At 65.2% G+C, this 25,974-nt stretch carries 21 protein-coding genes; 13 read left to right on the forward strand and 8 right to left on the reverse strand.

Annotated elements, in window-relative coordinates:
- The first annotated feature begins 55 nt into the window (after window positions 1-55).
- Window positions 56-1,471 (forward strand): aminotransferase-like domain-containing protein, encoded by a 1,416-nt coding sequence (locus HDG39_RS17085; protein WP_184007089.1) that lies wholly within the window; start codon window positions 56-58, stop codon window positions 1,469-1,471.
- 23 nt (window positions 1,472-1,494) lie between these two features.
- Here the strand turns inward: HDG39_RS17085 and HDG39_RS17090 are convergent, their stop codons facing one another.
- Window positions 1,495-2,118: a LysE family translocator gene (locus HDG39_RS17090; protein WP_184007090.1), complete on the reverse strand. Its 624-nt coding sequence runs from the start codon at window positions 2,116-2,118 to the stop codon at window positions 1,495-1,497.
- A gap of 258 nt (window positions 2,119-2,376) precedes the next feature.
- On the opposite strand from HDG39_RS17090, the gene HDG39_RS17095 reads away from it, so the two are divergent.
- Both HDG39_RS17095 and HDG39_RS17100 read left to right on the forward strand, forming a co-directional pair.
- The gene (locus tag HDG39_RS17095; protein WP_184007091.1) at window positions 2,377-3,279 is read left to right on the forward strand and encodes a glutamate/aspartate ABC transporter substrate-binding protein; all 903 of its coding nucleotides are present in this window, start codon (window positions 2,377-2,379) and stop codon (window positions 3,277-3,279) included.
- A gap of 215 nt (window positions 3,280-3,494) precedes the next feature.
- On the forward strand, window positions 3,495-3,806 hold the full coding sequence (locus tag HDG39_RS17100; protein WP_184063182.1) for a hypothetical protein: 312 nt from the start codon (window positions 3,495-3,497) through the stop codon (window positions 3,804-3,806).
- A gap of 69 nt (window positions 3,807-3,875) precedes the next feature.
- Here HDG39_RS17100 and HDG39_RS17105 read toward each other — a convergent pair whose 3' ends face one another.
- From HDG39_RS17105 to HDG39_RS17115, 3 genes are all read right to left on the reverse strand, one after another.
- The gene (locus tag HDG39_RS17105) at window positions 3,876-5,675 is read right to left on the reverse strand and encodes a chloride channel protein (protein WP_184007093.1); all 1,800 of its coding nucleotides are present in this window, start codon (window positions 5,673-5,675) and stop codon (window positions 3,876-3,878) included.
- Between the two features lie 2 nt (window positions 5,676-5,677).
- Window positions 5,678-6,094 carry a MarR family winged helix-turn-helix transcriptional regulator gene (locus HDG39_RS17110; RefSeq protein WP_184007094.1) on the reverse strand — a complete coding sequence of 139 codons (417 nt, stop codon included), beginning with the start codon at window positions 6,092-6,094 and terminating at the stop codon, window positions 5,678-5,680.
- Between the two features lie 116 nt (window positions 6,095-6,210).
- On the reverse strand, window positions 6,211-7,377 hold the full coding sequence (locus tag HDG39_RS17115) for an HPP family protein (protein ID WP_184007095.1): 1,167 nt from the start codon (window positions 7,375-7,377) through the stop codon (window positions 6,211-6,213).
- Window positions 7,378-7,679: 302 nt separating this feature from the next.
- On the opposite strand from HDG39_RS17115, the gene HDG39_RS17120 reads away from it, so the two are divergent.
- The 3 genes from HDG39_RS17120 to HDG39_RS17130 all read left to right on the forward strand — a co-directional run bounded on the left by HDG39_RS17120 (window position 7,680) and on the right by HDG39_RS17130 (window position 9,239).
- Window positions 7,680-7,997, forward strand: coding sequence for a DUF1840 domain-containing protein (locus HDG39_RS17120; RefSeq protein ID WP_184007096.1), 318 nt, complete (start codon window positions 7,680-7,682; stop codon window positions 7,995-7,997).
- A gap of 553 nt (window positions 7,998-8,550) precedes the next feature.
- The gene (locus HDG39_RS17125) at window positions 8,551-9,048 is read left to right on the forward strand and encodes a universal stress protein (protein ID WP_184007097.1); all 498 of its coding nucleotides are present in this window, start codon (window positions 8,551-8,553) and stop codon (window positions 9,046-9,048) included.
- Window positions 9,049-9,101: 53 nt separating this feature from the next.
- On the forward strand, window positions 9,102-9,239 hold the full coding sequence (locus HDG39_RS17130; protein ID WP_184007098.1) for a hypothetical protein: 138 nt from the start codon (window positions 9,102-9,104) through the stop codon (window positions 9,237-9,239).
- 126 nt (window positions 9,240-9,365) lie between these two features.
- Here the strand turns inward: HDG39_RS17130 and HDG39_RS17135 are convergent, their stop codons facing one another.
- A complete protein-coding gene (locus HDG39_RS17135) occupies window positions 9,366-11,570 on the reverse strand; it encodes a TonB-dependent receptor (RefSeq protein WP_184007099.1) in 2,205 nt (734 codons plus the stop codon).
- A gap of 315 nt (window positions 11,571-11,885) precedes the next feature.
- Here HDG39_RS17135 and HDG39_RS17140 point away from each other — a divergent pair, with 315 nt between their 5' ends.
- Window positions 11,886-12,317: a response regulator gene (locus HDG39_RS17140; protein WP_184007100.1), complete on the forward strand. Its 432-nt coding sequence runs from the start codon at window positions 11,886-11,888 to the stop codon at window positions 12,315-12,317.
- 111 nt (window positions 12,318-12,428) lie between these two features.
- Here HDG39_RS17140 and HDG39_RS17145 read toward each other — a convergent pair whose 3' ends face one another.
- Window positions 12,429-13,220 carry a DUF4410 domain-containing protein gene (locus tag HDG39_RS17145; protein WP_184007101.1) on the reverse strand — a complete coding sequence of 264 codons (792 nt, stop codon included), beginning with the start codon at window positions 13,218-13,220 and terminating at the stop codon, window positions 12,429-12,431.
- A 646-nt stretch (window positions 13,221-13,866) separates the two neighbouring features.
- Window positions 13,867-14,319, reverse strand: a complete 453-nt coding sequence (locus HDG39_RS17150) for a hypothetical protein (protein WP_184007102.1) — start codon at window positions 14,317-14,319, stop codon at window positions 13,867-13,869.
- A gap of 359 nt (window positions 14,320-14,678) precedes the next feature.
- Between HDG39_RS17150 and HDG39_RS17155 the strand changes: the two genes are divergently transcribed.
- From HDG39_RS17155 to HDG39_RS17165, 3 genes are all read left to right on the forward strand, one after another.
- The gene (locus HDG39_RS17155) at window positions 14,679-15,104 is read left to right on the forward strand and encodes a phasin family protein (protein WP_018423533.1); all 426 of its coding nucleotides are present in this window, start codon (window positions 14,679-14,681) and stop codon (window positions 15,102-15,104) included.
- Window positions 15,105-15,622: 518 nt separating this feature from the next.
- Window positions 15,623-16,072: a DUF2844 domain-containing protein gene (locus HDG39_RS17160; protein ID WP_184007466.1), complete on the forward strand. Its 450-nt coding sequence runs from the start codon at window positions 15,623-15,625 to the stop codon at window positions 16,070-16,072.
- A 32-nt stretch (window positions 16,073-16,104) separates the two neighbouring features.
- Window positions 16,105-17,385, forward strand: a complete 1,281-nt coding sequence (locus HDG39_RS17165; RefSeq protein ID WP_409259182.1) for a DUF3443 domain-containing protein — start codon at window positions 16,105-16,107, stop codon at window positions 17,383-17,385.
- A 105-nt stretch (window positions 17,386-17,490) separates the two neighbouring features.
- On the opposite strand, the gene HDG39_RS17170 is transcribed toward HDG39_RS17165, so the two are convergent.
- The gene (locus HDG39_RS17170) at window positions 17,491-18,591 is read right to left on the reverse strand and encodes a zinc-binding metallopeptidase family protein (protein WP_184007104.1); all 1,101 of its coding nucleotides are present in this window, start codon (window positions 18,589-18,591) and stop codon (window positions 17,491-17,493) included.
- A gap of 322 nt (window positions 18,592-18,913) precedes the next feature.
- On the opposite strand from HDG39_RS17170, the gene HDG39_RS17175 reads away from it, so the two are divergent.
- From HDG39_RS17175 to HDG39_RS17185, 3 genes are all read left to right on the forward strand, one after another.
- On the forward strand, window positions 18,914-22,399 hold the full coding sequence (locus tag HDG39_RS17175; RefSeq protein ID WP_184007105.1) for a transglutaminase family protein: 3,486 nt from the start codon (window positions 18,914-18,916) through the stop codon (window positions 22,397-22,399).
- A gap of 68 nt (window positions 22,400-22,467) precedes the next feature.
- On the forward strand, window positions 22,468-25,059 hold the full coding sequence (locus tag HDG39_RS17180) for a circularly permuted type 2 ATP-grasp protein (protein WP_260328004.1): 2,592 nt from the start codon (window positions 22,468-22,470) through the stop codon (window positions 25,057-25,059).
- The gene (locus HDG39_RS17185; RefSeq protein ID WP_184007107.1) at window positions 25,056-25,946 is read left to right on the forward strand and encodes a transglutaminase family protein; all 891 of its coding nucleotides are present in this window, start codon (window positions 25,056-25,058) and stop codon (window positions 25,944-25,946) included. Before HDG39_RS17180 ends, HDG39_RS17185 begins: the two co-directional genes overlap by 4 nt.
- Window positions 25,947-25,974 lie beyond the last annotated feature (28 nt).

Genomic DNA, 25,974 nt, shown 5'->3' on the forward strand with positions numbered 1-25,974 from the left:
CGGTAGGCGGGCGGTCCGCGGTCGGTCTTTTTGCCCCTCGTTTTTCGCCCGAAACATGATCGAACTGGACCTTCTACGCGACCGGCGCGCGGCGCCGACGCTCGTCGAACAGGTCGTGCAGAGCTTTGCGCGCGCGATCGACTCGCAATCGCTGCGCGCCGGCGCACTGCTGCCGTCGGTGCGGCAGCTTGCCCAAAGCCACGCGCTGAGCACCTTCACCGTGACCGAGGCGTACAACCGGCTGGTGTCGATGGGCCTCGTGGTCGCGCGGCGCGGCTCCGGCTATCGGGTGGCGGCGCGCTCGCCGTCCACGCGCGCGGCCGTCGCCGACTGGACGCCGCCGAGCCTGACCGCGACGTGGCTGCTCTCCGACGTGTTCGCCGATCACTCGGTGCCGATCAAGGCGGGCTGCGGCTGGCTGCCGAGCGAATGGACCAACGAGAGCGGCCTGCAGCACTCGCTGCGCGCGCTGAGCCGGGTGCCGGCCGCGCGCCTCGGCGACTATGGCCATCCGTACGGCTTCGCGCCGCTGCGCGAGCGCATCGCCGAACAACTCGACCGGCGCGGGCTGCCCGTCGACGTCGCGAACGTGCTGCTCACGCAGGGCGCGACGCAGGGGCTCGACCTGATCGTACGCACGCTGCTGCGCGCGGGCGATGCGGTGATCGTCGAAGATCCGGGCTACTGCAATCTGCTGCAGATCCTGAAGCTCGCCGGGCTGGTCGTGCATGGCGTGCCGCGCACGCCGGCCGGCGTCGATACGGACGTTCTCGCAACGCTGATCGCGCGGCACAAGCCGAAGGCGATCTTCGTCAACACCACGCTCCAGAATCCGACCGGCGCGACCTTCGGCATGTCGGCCGCGTTCCGCTTGCTGCAGATCGCCGAGCGCGAGCGCATCTGGGTGATCGAGGACGACGTGAGCCGCGAGCTCGCGCCGGCCGGCGCGCCGCTACTGGCGGCGATGGAAGGCTTGCAGCGCGTGTTGCACGTCGGCGGCTTTTCGAAGACGGTGACGCCGTCACTGCGCTGCGGCTATGTGGTGGCCGAGCAGGCGGTGCTGCGCGAACTCGCGCGCACGAAGATGGCGGTGGGGCTGACGTCGTCGGAAACGATCGAGCGGATCGTCGACAAGGTGCTGGTGGAAGGGCGATATGCGCGCCACGTCGAGACGGTCAACGAACGGCTCAAGCTCGCGCACGTGGCCCTCGAAGAACGGCTGGACGCGCTCGGGCTCGAGGTGTTTCACCGGCCGCGCGCGGGACTCTTCATGCTGGCGCGTCTGCCGATCGAAGCGGAGCGCGCCGCCGAGGTCGCGACCGCCGCGCTCGCGCACGGCATCTGGCTCGCACCGGGCTCCTACTTCCGTCCCGACGACGCGCCGAGCGCGTGGTTCCGCTTCAACGCGCCGTATTCGAGCGACGACGCGTTGTGGCGCTTCATCGAGCGGGTCGGGCAGGGGGCGTGGTAGACGCGGCGGCGCGCGTCGAAAGCTCAGCCGCCGTGCCCGATCAGCTTCAGCGCGATCGGATACAGCGAAGCGACGAGCAGCAGCGCCATCGCGATGTTGAAGACGCGCAGCCGCTTCGGGTTCGACAGCACCTCGCGCATCGCGGTGCCGAAACCGGCCCACACGCAGATGCACGGAAAGCCGATCACATAGAACACCGCAGCCATCGCGACGGCGTTCATGCCGAAGCTGTTGCTCAGGTGAATCGTCGTCGCGGCGGTCAGCACCATCATCCACGCCTTCGGATTGACCCACTGAAACGCGATCGCCTCGTGAAAGCGCATCGGGCGACGCTCGCCGTTCCTGAGCTTCAGTTCGCCCGACGTGCCGATTTTCCACGCCAGATACAGCAGATAAGCGACGCTGACGACTTCGAGCACCGTGTACAGCACGGGGAAATGCACGAACGCCTCGCCGAGGCCGATGCCGACCGACAACATCAACAGCACCACGCCGACGCTGATGCCGGACAAATGGGGCAGCGTGCGGCGAAAGCCGAAATTGACGCCCGACGCGAGCAGCATCGTGTTGTTCGGACCGGGCGTGATCGAGGTGACGAGCGCGAACAGGATGCCGGCGGGCAGCGCGCTGAGAGTGACGAAAGACATGGGGGCTCCGGTGTCGCCAACAGAAAACGGTGAGGCTCATTCTAGCGACAGGGGCCGGTACAGTACCTGTACGGTTTTGAAAATGATGTCCGGTACGGATCGATGATGACTTGATTGGCCGGAAAGCGTCGCCACGCGGCGTTTCAACACTCGGTAGTTAACATATGTTGCATTTATTTTTTTAATGGCAACATATGTAGACGGCTGGCGCAGCAGCCCGCCATCCATCAGGAACCTGCCGCACGATTGGAGATACCCATGAAAGTGATGAATTGGTCCACTGTTGCCATGCTCGTGGCGGCAACGTTGGCGAGTCCGGGCGCGTTCGCCCAGGACGCGACGTCCACGCTCGCGAAGATCCAGCGAAGCGGCGTGATAGCGATTGGCCATCGCGAGACGTCGGTGCCGTTCTCGTACGTCGACGCGAACAACGAGGTGGTCGGCTTTTCGCAGGACCTGTGCAACAAGGTCATCGATGCGGTCAAGACGAAAACGAAGCGTCCGGACCTCAAGGTGCGCTTCATCCCGGTCACCTCGCAGAATCGCATTCCGCTCGTGCAGAACGGCACGGTCGATCTCGAATGCGGCGTGACGACCAATCTCGTCGCGCGCCAAAGCCAGGTGACGTTCGCCGACACGTTCTTCGTCGCGACGACGCGTCTTCTGACGCGCAAGGACTCGGGCATCAAGGACTTTCCGGATCTCGCCGGCAAGACGGTCGTGACGAATCAGGGCACGACGTCCGAGCGCATCCTGCGCAAGATGAACGAGGACAAGAAGATGAACATGCAGATCATCAGCGCGAAAGATTACGGCGAAGGGCGTCTCACGCTCGAAAGCGGACGCGCCGTCGCGTACATGATGGATGACGTGTTGCTTGCCGGCACGCGCACGCTGACCGCGAAGCCGTCGGACTGGATCATCACCGGCACGCCGCAATCGTCGGAAGCGTATGGCTTCATGTTGCGCCGCGACGATCCGGAGTTCAGAACGCTCGTCGACGACACGCTCGAACAGGTGATGAAAGGACCGGAAATCCACACGATGTACGACCGATGGTTCATCAAGCCGGTGCCGCCGAAGAACATCAGTTTCGAGTTTCCGATGAGCGATTCGCTGAAACAGCTTTACGCGACGCCGAACGACAAGGCGCTCGAATAACGGCTTTGGCCGCTATTGCGCGTAGGGATGGTTTCTAGTGGCAGTCTTTTGCTCTTTCCTCTATACCTGGCGATAGGCGGCGCGTTTCGGTGGAACGTCGCCTATAGCGGGAACGGAGGTGCAAAGTGAAGAGGCCGATGGAATCTTCGCGGCGCGGACGGATTTTCCCCAGTGGAATTCTTCGTGCTGCGCTGGCGTTGGCAAGCAGCGTATTCATGGTGTCCGCAAACGCCGACGCACAAATGCGCGCGATTACGATCGTATCGGGCACCTATGGCGAGAATTGCGGCGCGCCGCGCGGCAACCTGACTCGTGAGCTCGAGCGTCATTGCAACGGACGGGAAACTTGCGATTACGCGCTGCCCGGCCTGCACAAAGGTGGCACGACGATGGCATGCCCACGCGACTTCCACGCCGAATGGCAGTGCGACCACGCGGACTTCCACACCGCGGCGCTGGGTCCCGGCGCGAAATCCGGCGACACGCTCGTGCTGGGTTGCGTCGAGTCGCGTGGCGCGGGCAAATAGCTCCATGCGCGAACAAAAAGGCCGAGGCCCTAACGGGGGGCTCGGCCTTTGATTTTTGCTGCGGTCTTTTTAGCGGGCTTTACGAACCGGCGCGAAACGCCGCTTGCTGAACGACTGCCCGATACGACGGAACCGTTCCCGTTTGTGCTCTTCTTCGAAGTGCGCGAGCGACGGCTTGACCAGATCGCTGCGCGACACGATCCCCACCAGACGCATGCTGTTGCGATCGGCGACCACCGGCAGGCGTTCGAGCCCCAGCACGGCGAGCCGCGTCGCCACCAGCCGGCAGGTTTCGGATGACAAGGCAAACGCGGTGTTGTGTTGCGCGAACACGTCGGCGAGCGTCATCGCGCGCTTGCGTTCCGTGTCCTCGGCGCAGAAGCGTTCGAGCAACATGCGGTCGGCCACGCCGAGGACCGCGCCGTCGCGCACCACCGGATACGCGCGGCGCAGCTGGTTCGCGCCGAACAGCGTCTGCAGCGTTGCGCCGACCGTCGTGGCGGCATCGACCGATTCGACCGAGGCGGTCATCACTTCGTCGACATAGTGGCGCTCGAGCGGATCGACGCCGTACTCGCGATAGATGTGATAGCCGCGTCGCGCGATTTTCTCGGTCATGATCGAGCGCCGCATCACGATCGTGCAGAAGCCGTGCGCGATCAGCGTTGCCGTCAGTAGGGGCAACAGCGCGTTGGCGTCGTGCGTGAGGCCGAACGCGAACACGATGGCCGTCAGCGGCGCGCCGAGCGTGGCACCAAGCGTCGCGGCCATGCAGACGAGCGGCCACAGCGCCGGTTCGCTGCCCGGGAGCCAATGCGCGAGCACCGTGCCGAGTCCGGCGCCGAGCATCAGGAGCGGTGCGAGCACACCGCCCGAGGTGCCCGAGCCGAGCGCGATGACCCACATCACCGCCTTCACGGCGAGCAGCAAAAGGGCGACCTGCACCGCAATGTGCTGATGCAGCAGATCGCCGATCACGTCGTAACCGACGCCGAGCGCACGCGGTTCGAGCCAGCCGCCGATTCCGACGACGATGCCGCCGAGCGCTGGCCACCACATCCAGTGGATCGGCAGCTTGCCGAACAGGTCTTCCACCTTGTAGAGCGCGGCGGACAGGCCGGACGCCAGCGCGCCCGACAACACGCCGGCGACCGCGCACGACAGCAGCGACCAGCCATCGGGCGCGGCAGTCTGTAGCGCAAACAGCGGACCTGTACCGAAGAAAATCACGCGGGCGAAGCCAGCGACCGCGCACGCCACCGCGACTGGCAGGAAGCTGCGCGGCCGCCATTCGAACAGCAGCAGTTCGACCGCGAGCAGCACGGCCGCGAGCGGCGTGCCGAACACCGCGGTCATGCCGGCCGCCGCGCCCGCCACGAGCAGCGTCTTGCGTTCCGCCGACGTGACCTTCACGCACTGCGCGATCAGCGAGCCGAGCGCGCCGCCGGTCGTGATGATCGGGCCTTCCGCGCCGAACGGCCCGCCGCTGCCGATCACGATGCCCGACGACAACGGCTTGAGCACCGCCACTTTCGGCGACATCTTGCTCTTGCCGAACAGGATCGCCTCGATCGCCTCGGGAATGCCGTGGCCGCGAATCTTTGCGGAGCCGAAGCGCGCCATCAGCCCGACGATCAAACCACCGATCACCGGCACGCCGATCACCCAAATGCCAAGCGTATTGGTGGCGGGCGAGCGGTCGACGAACGACAGCGTGCCGAAGAAAAACAGATTGGTGAACAGGCGAATCAGGTTCAGCAGAACAAAGGCGGCAATCGTGCTGACGAAGCCGATGCCTGCGGCGAGCGCGAAGATGCCGGGCAGCCGTGCATTCGCCGCGAAGTCGCGTTTGTGGGAATCCATGCTCATGGTTAGTCGAGGTCGATCCGTGGAACCTGGAAGGAGCCTTCGAGCGATCTCAATTCGGCGCGATGCAGTTCCGCAAGCCGTTCGAGTACCCGTTCTCCCGCTCTTTCGATGTGTACTTCAACCTGGCGGCGATCGGTCTCGCTGACCTGGCGGCGCACGAGATTCAGTGCCTCGCAGCGCGATACCAGCGCGACGACGCCGTGATGTTGCGCCTGCAGACGCTCCGCGAGTTCGCCGACGGTCGCCCAGTCGCGCTCCGGATAGCCCTTGATGTGCAGCAACAACAGGTATTGCAACGGCGTAATGCCCTCGCTTTGCGCGGCCTGCTCCGAGAAGCGCTCGAAGCGCCGCATCTGATAGCGAAACTGCGACAACTGCTCGAAATCGCTCTTAACGAGCTTGCGAGTCCGTACTTTCATGGCAAATCCGCCGATGCGAAGAAAACCGAAAATATATCACGTCATGAGGTATGTAAGCGAATTGCAGCCTCGCAACGGCGTCGCGCGGCAGGTCTCCTCGGTCTTTTAGTTGAAAATCAGGCCGCCTCGCGGGCTCGGGTGGCGGTTTGCCGGTACAGGCCGGAGATCAGGTCCACCTGCGTGATCATGCCGACCACGCGGCCCGCGCGGTCGAGCACCGGGATATGGTGATGGCCGAAGTTCGCGAACATCGGCACCAGTTGCGTGATCGGATCGGTGGCGGCGACGGTGCAGACGTCGGTGGTCATCACGCTGCCGACGTTCGACGTGCGAAGCGCATCGCCGCGCAGCCACCCGTCGAAGTAGTTGAGGATCGGACCGAGTGCGCCGAAGCTCCTTCTGTCGACGAAATCGGCGCGCGTGACGATGCCTAGCAGTTTCTGCGCCGCGTCGACGACCGGCAGCGCCTTCACGTTGTGGCGCTTGAACAACTGCCATGCGGCGGCGGCGCGCGTGCCCGGCGACACCGACACGACGTGGCGCGACATCACGTCTTCGCAGCGCAGTTCGTCGAAGCTGCGCGAGAACGCCTGAAGCTGAGTTTCGCGCAGCAGTGAATAGAGGTCGTCGGTGTCGATGTCGAGCAGTTCGTCACGGCGCCCGAGCACGGCTTTGACGTCTTCGCGCGTGAAGCCGACGCGCGCGGCTTCGTCGGCGGCCTGGCTCGGCGTCGCGCGGTCCTGGCGTCCCGCATGCGGATAACGGTGGCCGGTTGCCGCGTGATAGACGAGCGCCGCGAACAGCAGCGCGGCCGACTGGATCGCGATCGGTTCGAGCACGAAGCGGTAGCCGAGCGCATGAATGACCGGGCCGCCCAGCACCGCGGTCAACGCGACCGCGCCCGACGGCGGGTGCACGCAGCGCAGCGCGAACATGCCGGAGATCGACAGCGCCACCGCGAGGGCGGCCGCCAGCGTCGGATCGCCGATCAGCATCGTGCAGGTTACGCCGACCGTCGCGGACACGAGGTTGCCGCCGATGATCGACCATGGCTGCGCGAGCGGGCTCGCGGGCACCGCGAACAGCAACACGGCGGAAGCGCCCATCGGCGCGACGAGCAGCGGAATATTCGCGACGGGGCCGAGCAGCAGATACATCAGACCGCCGGTGAACGCGATGCCGAGCAGCGCGCCGAGGCACGAACGCGCACGCTCGTGCCATTTCACGGTGACCGGTGCGGGGAGAAAGCTGGCAAGCCAGCCGAGAGCAGGAGAGCGGGACAAGATAGGAGCAGAAAGTAGTCGATGATGCCGGGTCCGACATTACCGGGGAAACCCTGGCAACGCGAATACAGTCTGGTCATGATTATATTTCAATATGATATAAAAAGTTCTCCGCCCCTTGCGCGGCGCGCGGAATCTGTCGCATATCGCAGACAGTCGAGAACACGGCCGACGTGCTTCAGCATGGCCCTAAATCACCCCTCGGTGCGTTCCTTGTTTGTCACATCGTGATATAAAATGAAAGCAGACGGATTGGAAGCACCCGTTGGCCCGTTGCCTGATAGACCTATAAAGGAGCCATCATGATGATCACGTTTCAATCGACGGCGTCGCCGGATGTCGTCATGCTCAGGGATCTCGCACAATATCTACTTGGTCTGATCGGCAAGCGGCTCGGCGCGCGGGGCGTTATCAGCCACGACGAGCTGCCCCGCGCGATCGATCGGCTCGAAACCGCCATCACCGAAGACGCGGCCGCGGAAACGACCCTCGAAGCATTGCACTGCTCAACCAGTAATCAGCGCGAGTCGCGCAACCGGCTGTCGCAGCGCGCGTGGCCGTTTCTGGACATGATGCGTGCGGCGCGCGACTCGGACGTGGACATCATCTGGGGGCTGTAGTTGGTCGAGGGAATCGCGATGAAACAACTTGCGTCGCGTCGACTTTTCGCAATCCTCCTTATTTCGGTTTGCGCCGTTCCGCTTGCCTATGCGTTCTCACCCGCGCAGCAGACCGGCCGATACCCGCAGCCGGTGCGCGGCTCTTGCACCGCATCGTGCGGCACCGGAGTGCGAAGCAGTGTGATCGGCGTGTATGGCGGCACCGTTGTCGACCAGTTGTCCAGCGGAGCGGTGGTGCTCGTGAGATGGCCGAACGGTTCGCCGCACGAGGCATGGACCGCTCGGTCGCATGGCTATGGTTTGCCCGTCGATCCCGCGGCAAACGCTGTTCATGTTTTCTTTCTGTGGCCTGAGTCGTAGCGCGGTGTTCCTGACCGCCGGCGCCGAGCAACCGCTATTTCAGGGCAGGGATTCGGTGGCCGCCGAAGCTCGCGAATAGTGCCTGTTTGACGGCGTTTCTGTAGGTATTTGCGTGCATCGGTGTCGCGCGGTATGTATCACGAACTGACATATAATTAATTGATCACGTGCCGCGCGGCGCAAGGAGGTTCTCATGTCGAGCTTCAAGCGCATTCTTCTCTGCTACGACGGAACTCGCGAAGGACAACACGCGTTGAAGGACGGTGCCGCTCTCGCGCAAGACCTGAACGCTGAAGTGCATCTGCTTTCCGTGCTCAACAATACGGCGTGGATGCAGGGCGCGGACATCACGTCCGCGGTGCCGATGGATTTCATCAACGAATCCGCCAAAACGCTGCTCGACGAGGGCTTACAGAAGCTCGCCGCACGCGGAATTCGCGCAACTGGTCATCTCGCGATCGGCGAACCACTCGATGAGATTCCGTTTTTCGCTAACGAGCTGAAGGCCGATCTGGTCGTCGTCGGTCATCGTCGCAGTCATGGACTCGCGCGATGGTGGGGTGGCCGGCACGACGGGCTGCTGCTCGATCGCGTGACGTGCAGCGTGCTGGTGACGATGGGCGCGGCAACCGATGCGCCGGCCGCAGTCGCAGGCACGGGCGAGACCGCGCGGTCCGCCGAACATTCATGAGCGTCGTGTTGTGGGTTGAGTTGTGTTGTGTTGCGTTGGCACGGAGGCACACCATGAAAGACGTCGACGAACAGTTCAACCATCCCCAGCCCGTCAAGCACAGCGATAACGAAAACAGCAAGCTGCCGCAGCGCGCCGCCGATGCGCAGCGGCCGAAGAAAAAACCCGAAGGCGAGCCACCGGTCGAGTGACGAGAGGCGGCGCCACGCCGTTCAGTTCGCGCGTAAACGCTAAAACGCTGCCAGCCCGAAAGCCTGGCAGCGTTTTAGTCATGCATGCAAGCCGCTGGCACAGGCGACCGACGTCACGTCAGACAATCAGAAGTCGGTGCTGACCGACAACAGGAACGTACGCGGTGCGCCCTGGGTCAGGTACGTCGTCGCGCCGTAGGCCGACACGGCTGACCAGTACGCCTTGTTCGTCACGTTCTGCACGGTGGCGCGCAACGTTGTCCTCTTGCCGTAGATGGACGTCTCGTAACGCGCCCCCAGGTCGAAGCGGTTCCACGACGGGATCGACAGCGTGTTGGCCGCGTTTGCTTCCTGCGCGCCGGTATGGATCCAGCGCGCGTTGACCGCGAGCCCCGGCACCATCGGAATGTCGTAATCGGCGCCCAGGTTGAACAGGAAAGTCGGCACGCCCACCGGACGGTTGCCGTCGTAGGTTCCGCCTTGTGTGTTCTCGAGCGTCGCGTCCATCAGCGAGGCGCCGGCCAGCAGACGCAGGCCCTTGAGCGGCTCGCCGTGCACTTCGGCTTCGAGACCGCGATGGCGTTCGTTGCCGTTCAGGCCATAGATATGCGTGGCCGGGTCGGTGAACGCCGACGGCTGTTCGATCTGAAAAGCGGCAAACGACGCACCGAGCCTTTCGGTGTCGTACTTGACACCCACTTCCCACTGCTTCGTGCGGACCGGCGCCAGTTGTTGACCGTAGTTCAGCGTGCCCGTCGGCGCGATGCTGCCCGCTGCCAGCGCTTCGCTGCGGTTCGCGAAGATCGACACGTTCTGCGTCGGGCGCAGAACGAGGCCGAGCAGCGGCGTCGTGATGCCGTCGCTGTAGTTGCCGCTGCCGATGCCCGTGTTGTCGTAGTTGGCCGTCGCGATCTGCTGGCGCCGCGCGCCGACCGTGAACAGCACCCGGTCATGCAGGAAGCCGAGCGTGTCGGACGCGGACACGCTGCGGATCACCGTGGTGGCCGTCATGCCCGGATCGGCCAGGTTGCCGCCTGACATCGTCGTGGCCGGGTAAGGCGTCTGCACCGTGTTGTAGAGCGAGACCGGGCCAATGAAGGCGTAGGTCCACGCGGAGTTGGTGTTCTCGCTCGTGATGGCGCCGCCCGCCGCAACCATGTGCGACACCGGGCCAGTGTCGAAGCGGCCGCGCACGCCGACTTCGGCGGAGGTCGAATTCTGGTTGTACGGCACGCCGAGACGGGCACCGGTGACGCCGGTCGACGAATAGGTCGGCGAGTAGTACTCACCTTGCTCGACCGTGCGGCGCACACCGCCGGTCGCATAAGCGGTCCAGCCCGGCAGGAAGTCGTATTCGGCCTTCAGGATGCCGACGGTGTCTTCGAGGTTCGTGTACGACCAGTTCTGCGCGTAGTTGTACGTTGCCGGCGGCACGGCGGGAATCGCGTCGGTGAAGTAGACGACCGGGCGGCCGTCGCTGACGTGCTCGCGCTGATAAAGGAGGTCGCCGGACAGACGCAGCTTGTCGCCGCGCCAGTCGAGCGCGACGGCCGTGGTGTTGTCGCGGCGGTGTTCGCCGTCGATGCTCGTCTCGCCGTCGCGATTCGCCTGGTTCACGCGGATCCCGAACTGGCCTTCGCTGCCGAAGCGTCGGCCGACGTCCACATGCGCGCCGAACTCGCCGGAGCCGCTGGTTGCGAGTGTCACGTTGGTGGTGGGCGTGTCCTCCGCTCGCTTCAGCTGCACGTTCACGCCGCCGCCGATCGCCGAGCCCGTCGGCGAAGCACCGTTCAGGAACGCGTTGGCGCCCTTGAACACATCGACCCGCTCGAGCGCCGCGGTCGAGACCAACTGGCGCGGCGTAACGCCGTACAGACCGTTGATCGAGATGTCGTCGGCGTTGAGCTGGAAGCCGCGAATCACGAACACCTCCGAGAAGTTGCCGTAGCCGTACGCGGTACGCACCGACGGGTCGTTTTCGACCACGTCCGCGAGCGTGCGCGCCTGCTGGTCCTGGATCAGCTTGGCCGTGTAGGTCGTCATGCTGAACGGCATGTCGATGTTGCGTTGCTTGCCGAGTACGCCGTAGTCGGCGCCGCGAGCGACCTGGCCGCCCGCGTATGTCGGCGACAGGTCGCCGGGCAACTCTTCGGCGGCGGCCGCCTGAACCTTGATGGCGGGCAGCGTGCCGTCGGCGGCGGGGGCGGTGGATTGAGCGAACGCGCTGGCCGGGACACTGAAAGCGACGGCGATGGCGGCGAGGATGGTGGCGCGATGCAGAGTGGCTTCAGCAGGCGTGGCCTGCGGGCGATTCCAGCGTGAAACGGACATGAATTGGAAAGTAGGCGTGGTCGTCGATCTTCCGTCCCGGGCGCTAGTTGGAATCCGGGCGGCATTTTTCCCTGGTTGCACGCGCGGACGATGCTATTTATGTAAGCAGTCCGAGTGAGAAACGAAAGGTTCGGCGGAATTATAGTGCAAATAGGAATCATTCCTATTGTAGGAATGCAACAATTTACAGAACTGATGGCAAAAAGTGGATATTTTGATGACGTCTAGCCCGCCGCAACGCGCGGATTTGACGCCGCCGCAACCACGGTACAGCGCTTGCTATCCGCCTCAAGGTTTAATCGCAGGCCGCCATACATGCCACGAAATCCGAGTTCCTGCCAGAGGTGGAGCGCCCGAGAGGTCCAGCTATTGCACGACGTGCCGCGCGTGCTCGTCATCGACGACAACGAGAACGCCGCCCAAGCGCTTGCCACCTGGCTTTCCTACGAGGGCGTCGAGGCGCGCGCCGCGACCGGCTGCTCGGCGGCGCTGCACTGCGTGCGCAACTGGGTACCCGACGTCGTTGTGCTCGACATCATGATGCCGGAGCGCGACGGCTACGAAACGGCAAGCGCGCTGCGCCACTATCTGCCGACGCACAGCCTTGGCATCGTCGCGTTTACGTCGCTGGACGAGGACCACGTGAGGCAAACCGGCCGCGAGCGCCACAACTTCGATGGTTATTGCCAGAAGGGCACGGCGCCGGCCACGCTGCTCGCACTGCTGCGAGGGTTGTGGCGCGGCTAGCGACGGGGCGCGCGTCGATAAAAAAACGCGGCGGCGTGAACATCGCTCCACACCGCCGCGCTTATCAACCGCGCTCTTTAGTCGGACCCGCAACCCGCCGCGCTCAACCGCTCAGCTCTTTCGCGCGGTCTGCATCCAGCCGGCCTGCACGCCGAACTGCGCGATCTGTTTCGCGACTTCATCGGCGAGGCGCTTTGCATCGGCCGACACGCCCGCACGCTTCGTTTCGGTCACGCCGTGCAGGCCCGCGCCGGCCGCTGCCGCGGTCGCGACGGTGCCGGCCGCCGCGCCGACCCCGGCGGTTTCGACCATGCCGGGCATCTTGCCGCTGTCCGCGTTGGCCGTGAAGCTCTGCACGACACGCGGCGTGCCGCCCGCGGGCTGGTAGACGATCCGCACCGTGGTGCTCACCTCGCTCTTGCCCGCGCCCAAGCCGATCAGCGTGCGGCGGCGGCGATTGCCGGCGTCGATCGTCTCGAAGCTGCCTTGCACGAGCAGCACGTTCTGGCCGGCGGGCACGGGCGCGTCGGTGCGCACCGCGTGCAGACCCATCGCCTGCAGCTGACGGACGATCTCGTCGGCGACCTGCTCGCGCACCTGGGCGGCATCGGCAACCTGCTTCTGCGCGTCCGACGAGCCCGACATCTGCATCTTCAGTTTCTGCAGCATGCCGCCGTTGTCGAGCTTGACCTGCTGCGGATCGGCATCGAACGTGTAGACGTAGATGGTGTCCGGATGCATCGTCGATTGTGTGCCTGCGTCTGCCGTCGCGGACGTGCTCGTCGCGCTCAGATTCGTGACGCTGGCGCCGGCGCAGCCGCTCAGCAGCGCGCCGCCGCACACGAGTGCCATGCAGGTGAAACGGGCGGCATTCTTTTTGATGAAGTTCACTGAAGTCAACATGATGATCCTGTGGTCGGCACGCGGTGCCAGTCTGTTCGAGTCCATCGCCGATGATCGGGCAACCGTGGGATCGTCGATCATCGGCGAAGGGATTCGCACGTGAAGCCTTTCGATCTCATGCGTCTGTGATTCGTCACGCACCGGCAGCGAACGAAGTATGGGTGAGCGGCTCGCCGAACTCCATTCGACAATTATTTCGAGCGATGTCACGGCGAAACGAAGGCGCGAAGCGCGGGCGCGCGCGCCGAAGCGCGACGCGAAACGGCAGGGGAGCGAGACGAAGAAGAGCGCGCGGACGTCGAGCCGCCGATCAGCTCAAAGCGAGCTTGACGATGCAACACAGGACGAACACTAGCAGGGCGGCGGCAATGGCCATGTCCAGCGGATAGCGCATTCCTTCACCCTGCCCTGACGTTGCGGAGCTCCTATCGTAATCACCTGACGGGAGATGAAAAGCGTCAGAGAAGCGCCAATGTGGGACAGGCAACGTAGTCCCGGAAAGCCGAGCGGGGCGGGGCTGCGGGAACTCTTCCACCTATCGGCGAGATGCGGCGATGGAGCGGCCGCTCGATCGCGCTCGCATGCTCGGGCGCAAAGAAAAAGCGCCACGTGGCGCGGCGCTTTATTCGCGATTCGCGATGAGAATTTATTGCGGTTGCGCCGCTGGCTGACCCGGCGGCGTGCCATGCGGCGCCTTGTTCACCGCCACGAGATCTTCGGCGAGACTCGTGCGTAACGTCGCGATCGCCTGCTCGGGATTGGCGGGCTTCAGCTGCTCGCGCGCGAGCGAGTCGTACACGTAGTGACGCAGCATCGGGTCCTTGGTCTTGTTCAGCACGTCGTGGTAGACGGCGACGATCTCGCCTTCATGACCGTTTAGCGCGTACAGACGGCGCAGTTGTTCGAGATCATTGATCACCGCGAAGGCTGGGCCCGGGTGCCCCATCATCGGACCATGTCCCGGCGGCCCGTCGCTGCGCGGGCCGCCGTCGTGCATGGCGGCGGGCGGGGGCGGCGGCGTGCCGTCGTCGGCGAGCGCGGCCGTCGCGATGATGCCAAGAACCGCGGCCACGGCCGCGCTGAAGAATGCTTTTCTCATGACGTCGCTCCCATCGAAAACAGCGCCGGCGCCACGATGGACCGGCTCCTCGCACGATAGTCGACCCGCTGATTCGTCGGGTTACGAAAGCCATTCAGTAACTTTCCGAGCCTTTCGCGGCGCGCGGCTCAGCGGCGCGGACCTCGAAGCGACGCAAGTTGCCGCGAACCGGTTTTCGCCAGGGTGAGTCCGCTGGCGCAACCCAGCCGGATAGCGCATGATTGCTCCGATGTGCCGTGCGACCCCAAAAGCACCTTGCTGGGGCGGTGCGCGCGGCACACGCAGCCGCCGGCATCGGCGTCGCGCCTGGTGCGGGCGGCGCAGAGGCGATGAGTCTTCAACCGCAAGGAGGATTTCGCATGGACCGACCCGATGCAGCCAATCCGTTTGGCGATCTGACCAAAATGCTGGAGCAGTTCAAGCTCCCCGGCTTCGACGTGCCCGCCATCATGGAAGCGCGCCGAAAGGACATGGAAGCGCTAGTTCAGGCGAATCAGACAGCATTCCAGGGGATGCAGTCGCTCGCGCAGAAACAGGCCGACATGCTGCGCACCACGCTGGGCGAGCTACAGGCGCTGACTGCGCAGCTCACGGCGGCCGGCACCGCGCCGTCGAGCAAAACCGCGGAGCTGATCCAGCAGAGCCTGCACAAATCGCTCGCCGACATGCAACAGCTCGCACAAGCCGCGTATCAGACGCAGGCGGAGTCGTATGGGGTGATCGCGAAACGCGTGGAGGAGAACGTGCAGGAGTTGAAGTCGCTGCTTCAGCAACAGAAGACGTAGCGCACGCCGCGAGTTCCGGACGATCTATGACGCGGAGGGCCGCCAGGCCCTCCGCTTTTTTTGCCCGTCGGGATTTGTGTCGCAAGCCTCATGTAGGCAGAGGAATGCGGGCTCCGCCCGTTGGTTATTCGGCAGACGCTTACATCAATGAACAAGCGCTGCTCAAGTTCGCAACTTTTACGCGTGACGGCCGCAATTTCCCAGTCGGTCAGTTCTAAATGTCAGACGGAAACCGAATAAGCGTCAAGGCATTGATGCCAAAAGGCTTTGCCCACGCTGATCAAACCTGGTCGAACGATTCAGGAACTCCAAACGGTTTCAATCGCGCCGCAAACGATTGCCGCGCGCCATTCCCCTGACTAAAGTTTCGCCTCGCCTTTCCGTAGACGCATTCACGCAGCCCAACCGGCGTGAAGGCAACCGGCTTAGCCGGTCAGGTGTGCGCCCCTAGTCTCGCGTTTGTGATCGGCTACATGCAGGTCGCGGCGTTTCACCTCGAAGGAAATCTCTTGAAACCGATGCTTCTTACCCGCATTGCCTGCGCAATGCTAGGGGCAAGCTGCGCGTTGCCGTTCTGCGCGTACGCGACGCTCGGCCAGAACGCCAGCACCATCGACGGCGATCAGACGCGCCTGCATGCGGTTGCTCGCGCGGCCAGCGCACAGGGCGCGTATTCGGTGCATGCGCTGACGCTGCCGTCCGGCACCCAGGTGCGCGAATACGTGGCGGCCAACGGCATCGTGTTCGGCGTCGCGTGGGATGGCCCGACGCTGCCCGATCTGAAGGCGATGCTCGGCGCCTCCTTCGATGCCTACGTCGCCGCCAGCGCGGCGCGGCGCGGCGCGCCGCTCGCGGTCTCGAACAGTGATCTCGTGGTGTTCTCGAGCGGCCATCTGCGCGCGTTCACCGGGTACGCCTATCTGCCGCAGGCGGTGCCCGCGGGCGTTGACGTCAGCGTTATTCAATAACGGAGCGAATCATGCGATCCAGGTCTTCGTGGATGACTCTGCTGGGCGCGGCGCCCATCGTGGTTCTGACGCTGCTGTTGAGCGCGTGCGGCGGCGGGGGCGGCAGCGCGAGCACCACGGCCAATTCGAGCACCTCCGGCAACTCGAACGGTTCGGGCAGCTCGACCAGCTCGTCGGGTTCGACCGTGACCAACACGTCGCCGTCGCCGCAGGCGCTGGCCGCCAACGCAGTGCGCGTGACGGTCGACTCGGGCGTCAGCAACGTGCCGAACATGCCGTTCGTCAGCATCACGATCTGCGCGCCCGGCACCAGCAACTGCCAGACGATCGATCACGTGCTCGTCGATACCGGCTCGTGGGGCGTGCGCGTGTTCGCGTCGCAATTGCCCGCGTCGATGAGCCTGCCGCAGCAGAAGGACGGCTCGGGCAACCTGGTTGCCGAATGCATGCAGTTCTTCGACGGCTACACGTGGGGCGCGGTGAAGCTCGCCGATGTGCAGATCGCCGGCGAGAAAGCCGCTGCGCTGCCGATCCAGGTGATCGATCCGGGCTACGCGTCGCTGCCGGGCGATTGCGCGGCCGTCGGCGCGGCGCGCAATACGCCGGCCGCCTTGCAGGCGAACGGCATTCTCGGCATCGGCGTGTTCAAGCACGACTGCGGCGCGAGCTGCGTGCAGCAGGCGATTCCCGCGACCTACTATGGTTGCGGCGGCACCAGCTGCACGTCGATACCGCTGGCGGAGACGTACCAGGTCGCCAATCCGGTGCCGTACTTCGCGACCGACAACAACGGCTCGATGCTCAGTCTGCCGACCGTGTCGGGCGGCGCGCCATCGGTGTCGGGGCAACTCGTGTTCGGCATCGGCACGCAGAGCAACAATGCGCTCGGCGGGGCGCAGGTGATCGGTGTGAGCCCGTCGAACGGCACGTTCACGACGGTGCAGAACGGCGCTACGTATACGCGCAGCATTATGGACAGCGGCTCGACGGGACTCTTCTTCCAGACCACCTTGATGCCGGCCTGCGCGAGCCCGAACAGCGCTTATTACTGCCCGAGCTCGACGCAGCAGTTGAGCGCGATGATCGAAGGCGTGAATGGCACGACGAGCGCGGTGACGTTCAACGTCGGCAATGCGATGTCGATCGCGCAGACTTATAGCGGCGACTCGGCATTGCCGCTGCTCGCGGGCCCGGCATTCGTCACGTCGACGGTGTTCGACTGGGGGCTGCCGTTCTTCTACGGTCGCAATGTCTATGCGGCGATCGAGCAGCAGTCGACGCCGGGTGGGAAGGGGCCTTATGTGGCGTACTGAAGTCGCGTACTGAAGTGGCGAACCGAGCGCGTGTAGCCGGTTGCTCGCGGCTCGATGATGAGCGTCATAAGCGCCCGTTGCCGGCTGGTCCGGCGGCGGGCTTTTTTATGCGCTTGTTGGCTCGCCGATGCCCCGCTTGTCGCGCTTGTCACCCGCTGCCGCGATCACGCGATGCACAAAGCGCAGCTTCTCGACCACCGGCGCGGCGAGCGTGAACGGATAGCCGTCGGGCATGCCGAGACTGCGATTCAGACTGTTCAGCGCATACGTCAGCGGAAACCAGCGCTTCATCAGATTGCTGAAGCTCGCGTCCTCGACCGGCGTGCGGTCGGTCAGCGTCGGCTCGCTCGGATCGTCGGGCAGCAGCGCGAGTCCGTACGACGTCGACGTGTCGAGCACATCGACGATCAGCAGATAGTGCGCCCATGTCTCCGCCCAGTCTTCCCACGGATGCATCGTCGCGTAGGCGCTGATGTACGACGCCTGCCAGTCGGCCGGCGCGCCCTCGCGATAGTAGGCGTTCAGCGCTTCGCCGTAGTCGGCCTGCTCGTCGCCGAATAGCATGCGAAACGGTTCGAGCCAGCGCGACTCGTTTTCGATCAGGTGGCTGAAAAAGTAGTGGCCCGTTTCGTGGCGGAAGTGGCCGAGTAGCGTGCGGTACGGCTCGCCCATCGCGGTGCGCGCTTTCTCGCGATGCGCGTCGTCGGCCTCGGCGATGTTCAGCGTGATCAGCCCGTTGTCGTGACCGGTCATCACGTGCTTGCCGTCGCCGCCGTCGGCGAGAAATTCGAAGGCGAGACCGCGCCCGGGGTCCGCGTCGCGCGATCGCACGTCGAGGCCAAGCTCGCCCAGCGTGTACAGCAGACGCCGCTTCGCGACTTCGAGCCGGTACCAGTAGAGCCGGTTTTCCGGTTCGCTCAGGTTCGGAATCGTGCGGGTCAACTGGCAGGCGTGGCACAGCGTGTCGGGTGAATCGGCCTGGATCATCCAGTTGCAGACGTCTTCGACCGCGTAGTTGTGGCATTGTCGGAACAGCGCGCCATTCGCCTCGGGATGCAGGCTGCGCCAGCGGCCGTCGCCGGCGTCCTCGAACGCGCTGATTTCCCGCAGTTCAGGCAGATAGCCGAGCAGCGACCCGCAGCGCTCGCAGCGGACGTTCTCGTAGAACACGAGTTGCGCGCAGCGATTGCAGTGGAAGGTTTTCATCGGGCGGGCCTTGTGATCGGTGCTATGTCGTTTGCGGTGATGAGCCATGATGGCGGCATCGTCAACGCGACAGCGGACGAAAGCCGGTTGCAATCTTCATGCCGCGATTGCCAGACGTCACCGCTTTAACGCACAGTACGCTCATGATCGTGCATCGGCGCTGCGCCGCTTTGGTGCACGGTCCGACGCGAGCCCGCGGCAGGGCGCGAGGTACGCAACGCAAACGCAGTTCACACAACACCAAACGATTTATACGGGTTTGTCCAGCAACGGCATAGAGCTTGCTTTTTTGGCGGGCTGCCCCTTCGTCGAGGAGTCCGGAGTGTCCATACGCGTCGCGTTGCATCACGTTACTCATTACCGCTACGACAGGCTGGTCACGCTGTCACCCCAGGTCGTGCGGCTGCGGCCCGCGCCGCATTGTCGTACGCCGATCCTGTCGTACTCGATGCGCGTCGAACCCGCGAGTCACTTCATCAACTGGCAGCAGGACGCGTTCGCCAACTATCAGGCGCGGCTCGTGTTTCCCGAGCGCACGCGTGAGTTCAAGGTGAGCGTCGATCTGATCGCCGAAATGGCCGTCTACAACCCGTTCGACTTCTTTCTCGAACCGTCGGCCGAGCAATTTCCATTCGACTACGCGTCGGAGCTGGCGGCCGAACTCGCGCCCTATTGCGTGAAGCGGCCGATGACGCCGCGCTTCGCCGAGTTCGTCGCGAGCATCGACCGCACGCCGGCCGGCACCGCGAACTTTCTCGTCGCGCTGAACCAGCGGCTGCAACACGGGATCCGCTACCTGATCCGGATGGAGCCGGGCGTGCAGACGCCCGAGGAAACGCTCACCAACGCATCGGGCTCGTGCCGCGATTCGGGCTGGCTGCTCGTCGAGACGCTGCGGCAGCTCGGCTTCGCGGCGCGCTTCGTGTCCGGCTATCTGCTGCAGCTCGCGCCCGACGTCAGATCGATCGACGGTCCGAGCGGCACCGAAGTCGACTTCACCGACCTGCATGCGTGGTGCGAGGTCTATCTGCCCGGCGCGGGATGGATCGGACTCGACCCGACGTCGGGGCTGCTCGCGGGCGAAGGGCATATTCCGGTCGCGTGCACGCCGGAGCCGGGCAGTGCGGCGCCGATCTCGGGCGCGGTCGACGAATCCGAGGTCGAGTTCGAGCACACGATGTCGATCGAACGCGTGCTGGAGTCACCGCGCGTCACGAAACCGTATAGCGAAGCCGCATGGAACGACGTGCTGAACATGGGCGCGCAGGTCGACCACGAACTCGCCGACATGGACGTGCGACTGACCATGGGCGGCGAGCCGACCTTCGTGTCGGTGCGCGATCGCGACGCCGCCGAATGGAACACCGACGCGCTGGGGCCCACCAAGCGCGGCTATGCGGTCGCGCTGATGGACCGGCTGCGCGAACGCTACGGCGCGAACGGCTTCCTGCATATCGGCCAGGGCAAGTGGTATCCGGGCGAGCAACTGCCGCGCTGGGCGATGTCGCTGTACTGGCGCGCCGACGGCGAGCCGTGCTGGCACAACCCGGCGCTGTTCGCCGACGAACGCGAGCCGGGCCGCTATACGGCCGGCGACGCGCAACGTTTCATCGCGCATCTGGCCGCGAAGCTGTCGCTCGACGCGGACTGCATCCAGCCCGGCTACGAAGACACCTGGTACTACCTGTGGCGCGAGCGTCGCCTGCCGGTCAACGTCGATCCATTCGACGCGCGTCTGGACGACGAGCTCGAACGCGTGCGACTGCGGCGCGTGTTCGACGCGGGGCTCGCGAGTCCGTCAGGCTACGTGCTGCCGCTCGGCCGCGAGCGCGGCGCGCCGGGCATCACGCCGACATGGATCACGGGCCGCTGGTTCTTCCGCGACGACCGCATGTATCTGATTCCCGGCGATTCGCCGATGGGCTACCGGCTGCCGCTCGAATCGCTGCCGTGGGTGTCGAAGACCGACTATCCGTATCAGCACGCGCACGATCCGTTCGCGCCGTCCGAGCCGCTGCGCACGGCCGCGCAGTTGCGCGTGCAGTACGCAGGCGGGCGCGAGGGCGCGCAGATCGCCGATGAAGAGACCAGCGCACGGCAGGCGGCGGCGCTGTCGTTATCGGCGGCCGATCTGCTGAGCGGCATGCCGCACGGCGGCGTGCTCGCGTATGCGCCGCAGCGCGGCGACGCGTCACTGCCGGAGCGCGGTCAGTCGTCGCCGGAGACGCTGCGCACCGCGGTGTGCGTCGAGGCGCGCGACCCGAAACGCGCGGCCGGCCCGGAAGCCGAAGCCGATTCGTTCGGCAGCGGCCGTACGCTGCTGCACGTATTCATGCCGCCGCTGACCGATCTCGACGATTATCTCGACCTGCTCGCCGCGGTCGAAGCGACGGCCGCGGAGCTGAAGATGCAGATCGTGCTCGAAGGCTATCCGCCGCCGCGCGATCCGCGGCTGAAAGTGCTGCAGTTGACACCGGACCCTGGCGTGATCGAAGTCAACATTCATCCGGCCGCGAACTGGGACGAACTCGTCGATCACACCGAGTACCTATATCAGTCGGCCGCGCACAGCTATCTGAGCAGCGAGAAGTTCATGCTCGACGGGCGCCACACTGGCACCGGCGGCGGGAATCACTTCGTGCTCGGCGGCGCGACGCCGGCCGACAGCCCGTTCCTGCGCCGGCCCGATCTGCTCGCGAGCCTGATCGCGTACTGGCACAACCATCCGTCGCTGTCGTATCTGTTCTCGGGGCTGTTCATCGGACCGACGAGCCAGGCACCGCGTGTCGACGAAGCGCGCAACGATCAGGTCTACGAACTCGAGATCGCGTTCTCCGAACTGCAACGCCAGGTCGATCTGCTCGGCGGCCGCGACAGCGGCAACCTGCCGCCGTGGATGATCGACCGCGCGCTGCGCAACGTCCTGATCGACGTGACCGGCAACACGCACCGCGCCGAATTCTGCATCGACAAGCTGTATTCGCCCGACGGCCCGACCGGGCGCCTCGGCCTGCTGGAGCTGCGCGGCTTCGAGATGCCGCCGCACGCGCGCATGAGTCTCGTGCAGCAACTGCTGCTGCGCGCACTGGTCGCGCGATTCTGGCGCATGCCGTACACGCAGCGGCTCACCCGCTGGGGCACCGAGTTGCACGATCGCTTCCTGCTCGGCACCTTCGTGAAGATGGATTTCGACGACGTGCTCGCCGAGCTCGGCGAAGCCGGCTTCGCCTTCGATAGCGCGTGGTTCGCGCCGCACTTCGAATTCCGCTTCCCGCTCGTCGGCGAGATGACGCTGAGCGGCATCGACCTGACGATCCGCAATGCGCTCGAACCATGGCACGTGATGGGCGAGGAGGGCGCCAGCGGCGGCACGGTGCGCTATGTCGATTCGTCGGTCGAACGGCTCGAGGTGCGCGCGCTCGGGTTGAACGGCAATCGTCACGTGCTCAGCGTCAACGGCGTGCCGCTGCCTTTGCAGCCGACCGGCCGCGTCAGCGAGTACGTGGCCGGCGTGCGTTTTCGCGCGTGGCCGCAGCCCTCGGCGTTGCATCCGACGATCGGCGTACACGCGCCGCTCACGTTCGACCTCGTCGACACATGGAGCGGCCGCTCGCTCGGCGGATGCCAGTATCATGTCGCTCATCCGGGCGGGCGCACCTATCAGACCTTCCCGGTCAACGCCTACGAGGCGGAAAGCCGGCGACGCGCGCGCTTCTTCGCGTCGGGTCATACGCCCGGGCCGCTCGCCGTGGGCAGCCCGCAGCGCAGCCGCGAGTTTCCGTTCACGCTCGATCTGCGCCACAGTTGAAAAACACGCATCACTGATAGCAAACGACCTTGGCCTTTCAATCGACTTTGCCCTTCGAAGCGTCCGCCATGCCGGCGGACGCTTCGTCCCTGTTGCGATTGCTGCCGGGTCATGACGGACATTGGGACGAGCTGCGCGACGCGTCGGGCGCGCTTCGCGAGCCGTGGCGGCAGTTCTTCGCGCTGCTCGACGAAGAAGGCGTGGCGCGGCTCGCGGACCATCACGCGTCGATCGCGCGGCAGATCCGCGACAACGACATCAGCTACAACGTCTACGCGGACAACGGCAAGTCGCGGCCATGGGCGCTCGACCTCCTGCCCTTCCTGATCAGCGAGGCCGAGTGGGCGCACCTCGAGCGCGGCGTCGCGCAGCGCGCGCATCTGCTCAACGCGATCGTTGCCGACATCTACGGACCGCGGACGCTGCTCGAACATGGCCAACTGCCGCCCGCGCTGGTGTTCGGCCATCCGGGCTATCTGCGTTCGGTGAAGGGCTTCACGCCGCCGGGCGGTCAGTATCTGCAGGTCGTCGCGCTCGATCTCGCGCGCACGCCGGGCGGCGAGTGGAGCGTGATCGCGCATCGCACCGAGGCGCCGTCTGGTCTCGGCTACGCGCTTGAAAACCGCCTGATCGTGTCGACGCTCCTCGCGGAGCCGTTCCGCTCGCTGCGCGTGAGCCGGCTCGCGCCGCTCTATTCGCAACTGATCGCGACGCTCGTGCAGGCCGCGCAAGCGACGATGCGCAACGGGGAAAGCGCCGACGCGTCACCGCATATCGCGCTGCTCACGCCCGGGCCGTACAGCGAAACCTATTTCGAGCACGTGTTTCTGGCGCGCTATCTCGGCGTCACGCTGGTCGAAGGCAAGGATCTGACCGTGCGCGGCGACCGGCTCTATCTGAAGACCTTGGCCGGCCTTGAACGCGTGCACGTCGTGCTGCGCCGTCTCGACGACGCATTCTGCGACCCGATCGAACTGCGCGCCGATTCGACGATCGGCGTGCCGGGGCTGTTGCAGGTGATGCGCGCGGGCAATGTGATCGTGTCGAACGTGCCGGGCTCGGGGTTCGCCGAGTCGCCGGCGTTGCACGGTTTCATGCCGCGTATCGCCGAAGCGTTGCTCGGCGAAGAGCTGCTGTTGCCCGGCGTGCCGACCTGGTGGTGCGGCGAACGGGCCGCGCGCGAGCATGCGTTCGCGCATCTCGACAACGCGTTCATCGTGCCGACCTGGCCGCTCACGGGACGCGACGCGCCGCCCGGCATCGAAGGGGGCAGGCAGCCGCTCGCGGCATGGCGCGAGCGCATCGACGCGTTGCCCGACGCGTTCACGATCCAGCAGGAGCAGCGCTTTTCCTGCACGCCGCGCTTCGAGGACGGCACGATCGGCGGAAGGCCGTCGGTGCTGCGCGTCTATGCGATCGCCGACGTCAACGGCGGCTGGCACGTGATGCCGGGCGGTTTTACGCGCATGGCCGCGGAGCGTCAGACCACGGTATCGATGCAGCACGGCGGCAGCAGCGTCGATACCTGGGTGCTGTCGAGCCAGCCGAGCTCGACGTTCACGCTGCTGCCTTCGCCGCTGCAGCCCGCCGATCTCACGCGCAAGCATCGTACGGTATCGAGCCGTGCCGCGGAGAACCTGTTCTGGGCGGGCCGCTACGGCGAGCGCGCGGAAAACAACGTGCGTCTGCTGCGGCTGATTCTCGGCTCGCTCGAAGGCAACGACGCCGACGCGATGTTCGCGACGCTGGTCGAACTCGCGACATGGTGCGGCCTCGTGCAGCCTGGCGACCTCGGGTCGCCGCACGGGCTGCCGTCGCCGCAGACGTTCGAGCGCGCGCTCGTTGCGAATCTCGGCGAGAGCGCGGGCAGTGTCAGCATCAGCCAGAACCTCAATTGCCAGGCGCGCGCGAACGGCGAGGTGCGCGGGCGTTTGTCGAATGATCATTGGCGCATGATCCTCGCGGCGCGCAACGACTTTCAGGACGCGTTGCAGGCGCTGCCGCCAGCCGTGGGCGCGGGCAACGGCGGCGCGGGTGCCACGAGCAGCGGCAATGCGTTCGATCGATACGACCGCGTGACGCTGGCGAATGCGCTCGAGCATCTGTCGGTGCAGCTATCGGCGATCAGCGGCGCGCAGGGTGACCGCATGACGCGCGATGAGGCGTGGCGGCTGCTGTTCGTCGGGCGTCATATCGAACGCGTCGCGACGATGGCTGCGTTCATGCGCGACGTCGCCACGAACGGCCAGCTCGCGACGCCGGCCGGCTTCGATCTGTTGCTGCAAATGTTCGACAGCACGCTCACGTATCGCTCGCTGTATCCGGGGCGTTTCGAAGTGCCGGCGCTGCTCGATCTGCTCGTGATCGAACCGCATAATCCGCGCGGCATTTATGGCGTGTACGAGCGCCTGCGCAACAAGCTCGACGAGATCGCCATCGCAGCGGGCAGCGTGCGGCATCGGCCGTTCGCGGAGCTGCTGCCGCCCGTCGAATTGCTGCCGTCGCTCGAATCGCTGTGCGAGGTCGACGAACAGGGCTCGTATGGCAAGCTGATTGCGCTGTGCGATCAGATCGGCAGCTTCGCCAATGCGGCCGCGCATGAGATCAGCGCGCGCTATTTCAGTCACGCGACCACGGTTGCCTCGCAGGTGTGGGTATGAAGCACGCGCCGACGGTGCTGTCCGTTTCGCATCGCACTACCTATCATTACTCGACGTATGTCGAAACCGCGCAGCATCTGGCGACGATCCGGCCGCTCGCGAGTCCGTGGCAGCGTGTGATCTCACGTAGCGAGCGGATCGAGCCGCAGCCGTCGTATCGGCATAGCCGTATCGACGCATTCGGCAACGACGTGCTGTACTTCGCGCTCGATACACCGCACGAGCGTCTGCAACTCGTCAGCGAAACCACGGTCGCGCTGACCCCGCGCTGGACCAACCTCGACGCCGAGGCCACCCCGCCCTGGGAGAAGGTGGCCGAGGCGCTGCGGTTTCGCGTGGGCGGCGCGTTCCGTGCCGAGGCGGAGTACTGCTTCGCTTCGCCGAATATTGCGCTACGGCCGTCGCTGCGGGCGTATGCGTTGCCGAGCTTCGCGCCCGGCCGGCCGCTCGTCGCGGGCGCGATCGATCTGATGCATCGGATTCACGAGGACTTCGCGTACAAGCCGTCGGCGACGCTGTTCGATACGCCGGCCGAACGCGCGTTTGAGCTGAAGAGCGGCGTGTGTCAGGATTTCGCGCAGGTGATGATCGGCTGTCTGCGCTCGCTTGGTTTGCCCGCGCGCTACGTCAGCGGCTATCTGCGCAACGATCCGCCGCCCGGACACCCGCGCCTGATTGGCGCGGATGCTTCGCACGCCTGGGTATCGGTGCATTGTCCGGCCAGCGGCTGGATCGATCTCGATCCGACCAATGACGTGCTGGCCGATCTCGATCATGTGACGCTCGCGATCGGGCGCGATTACAGCGACGTGTCACTGCTTCGCGGGACGATTCTTGGCGGCGGCGCGCATCGGATTGAAGTCGGGGTGACGGTGCTGGAGTTGTGATTGCGGGCGCGGTTCGGTGCGGGTATTG

Origin of the sequence: Paraburkholderia lebeckiae (genome assembly GCF_014201005.1) — a bacterium.
Taxonomy (GTDB): Bacteria; Pseudomonadota; Gammaproteobacteria; order Burkholderiales; family Burkholderiaceae; genus Paraburkholderia; species Paraburkholderia tuberum.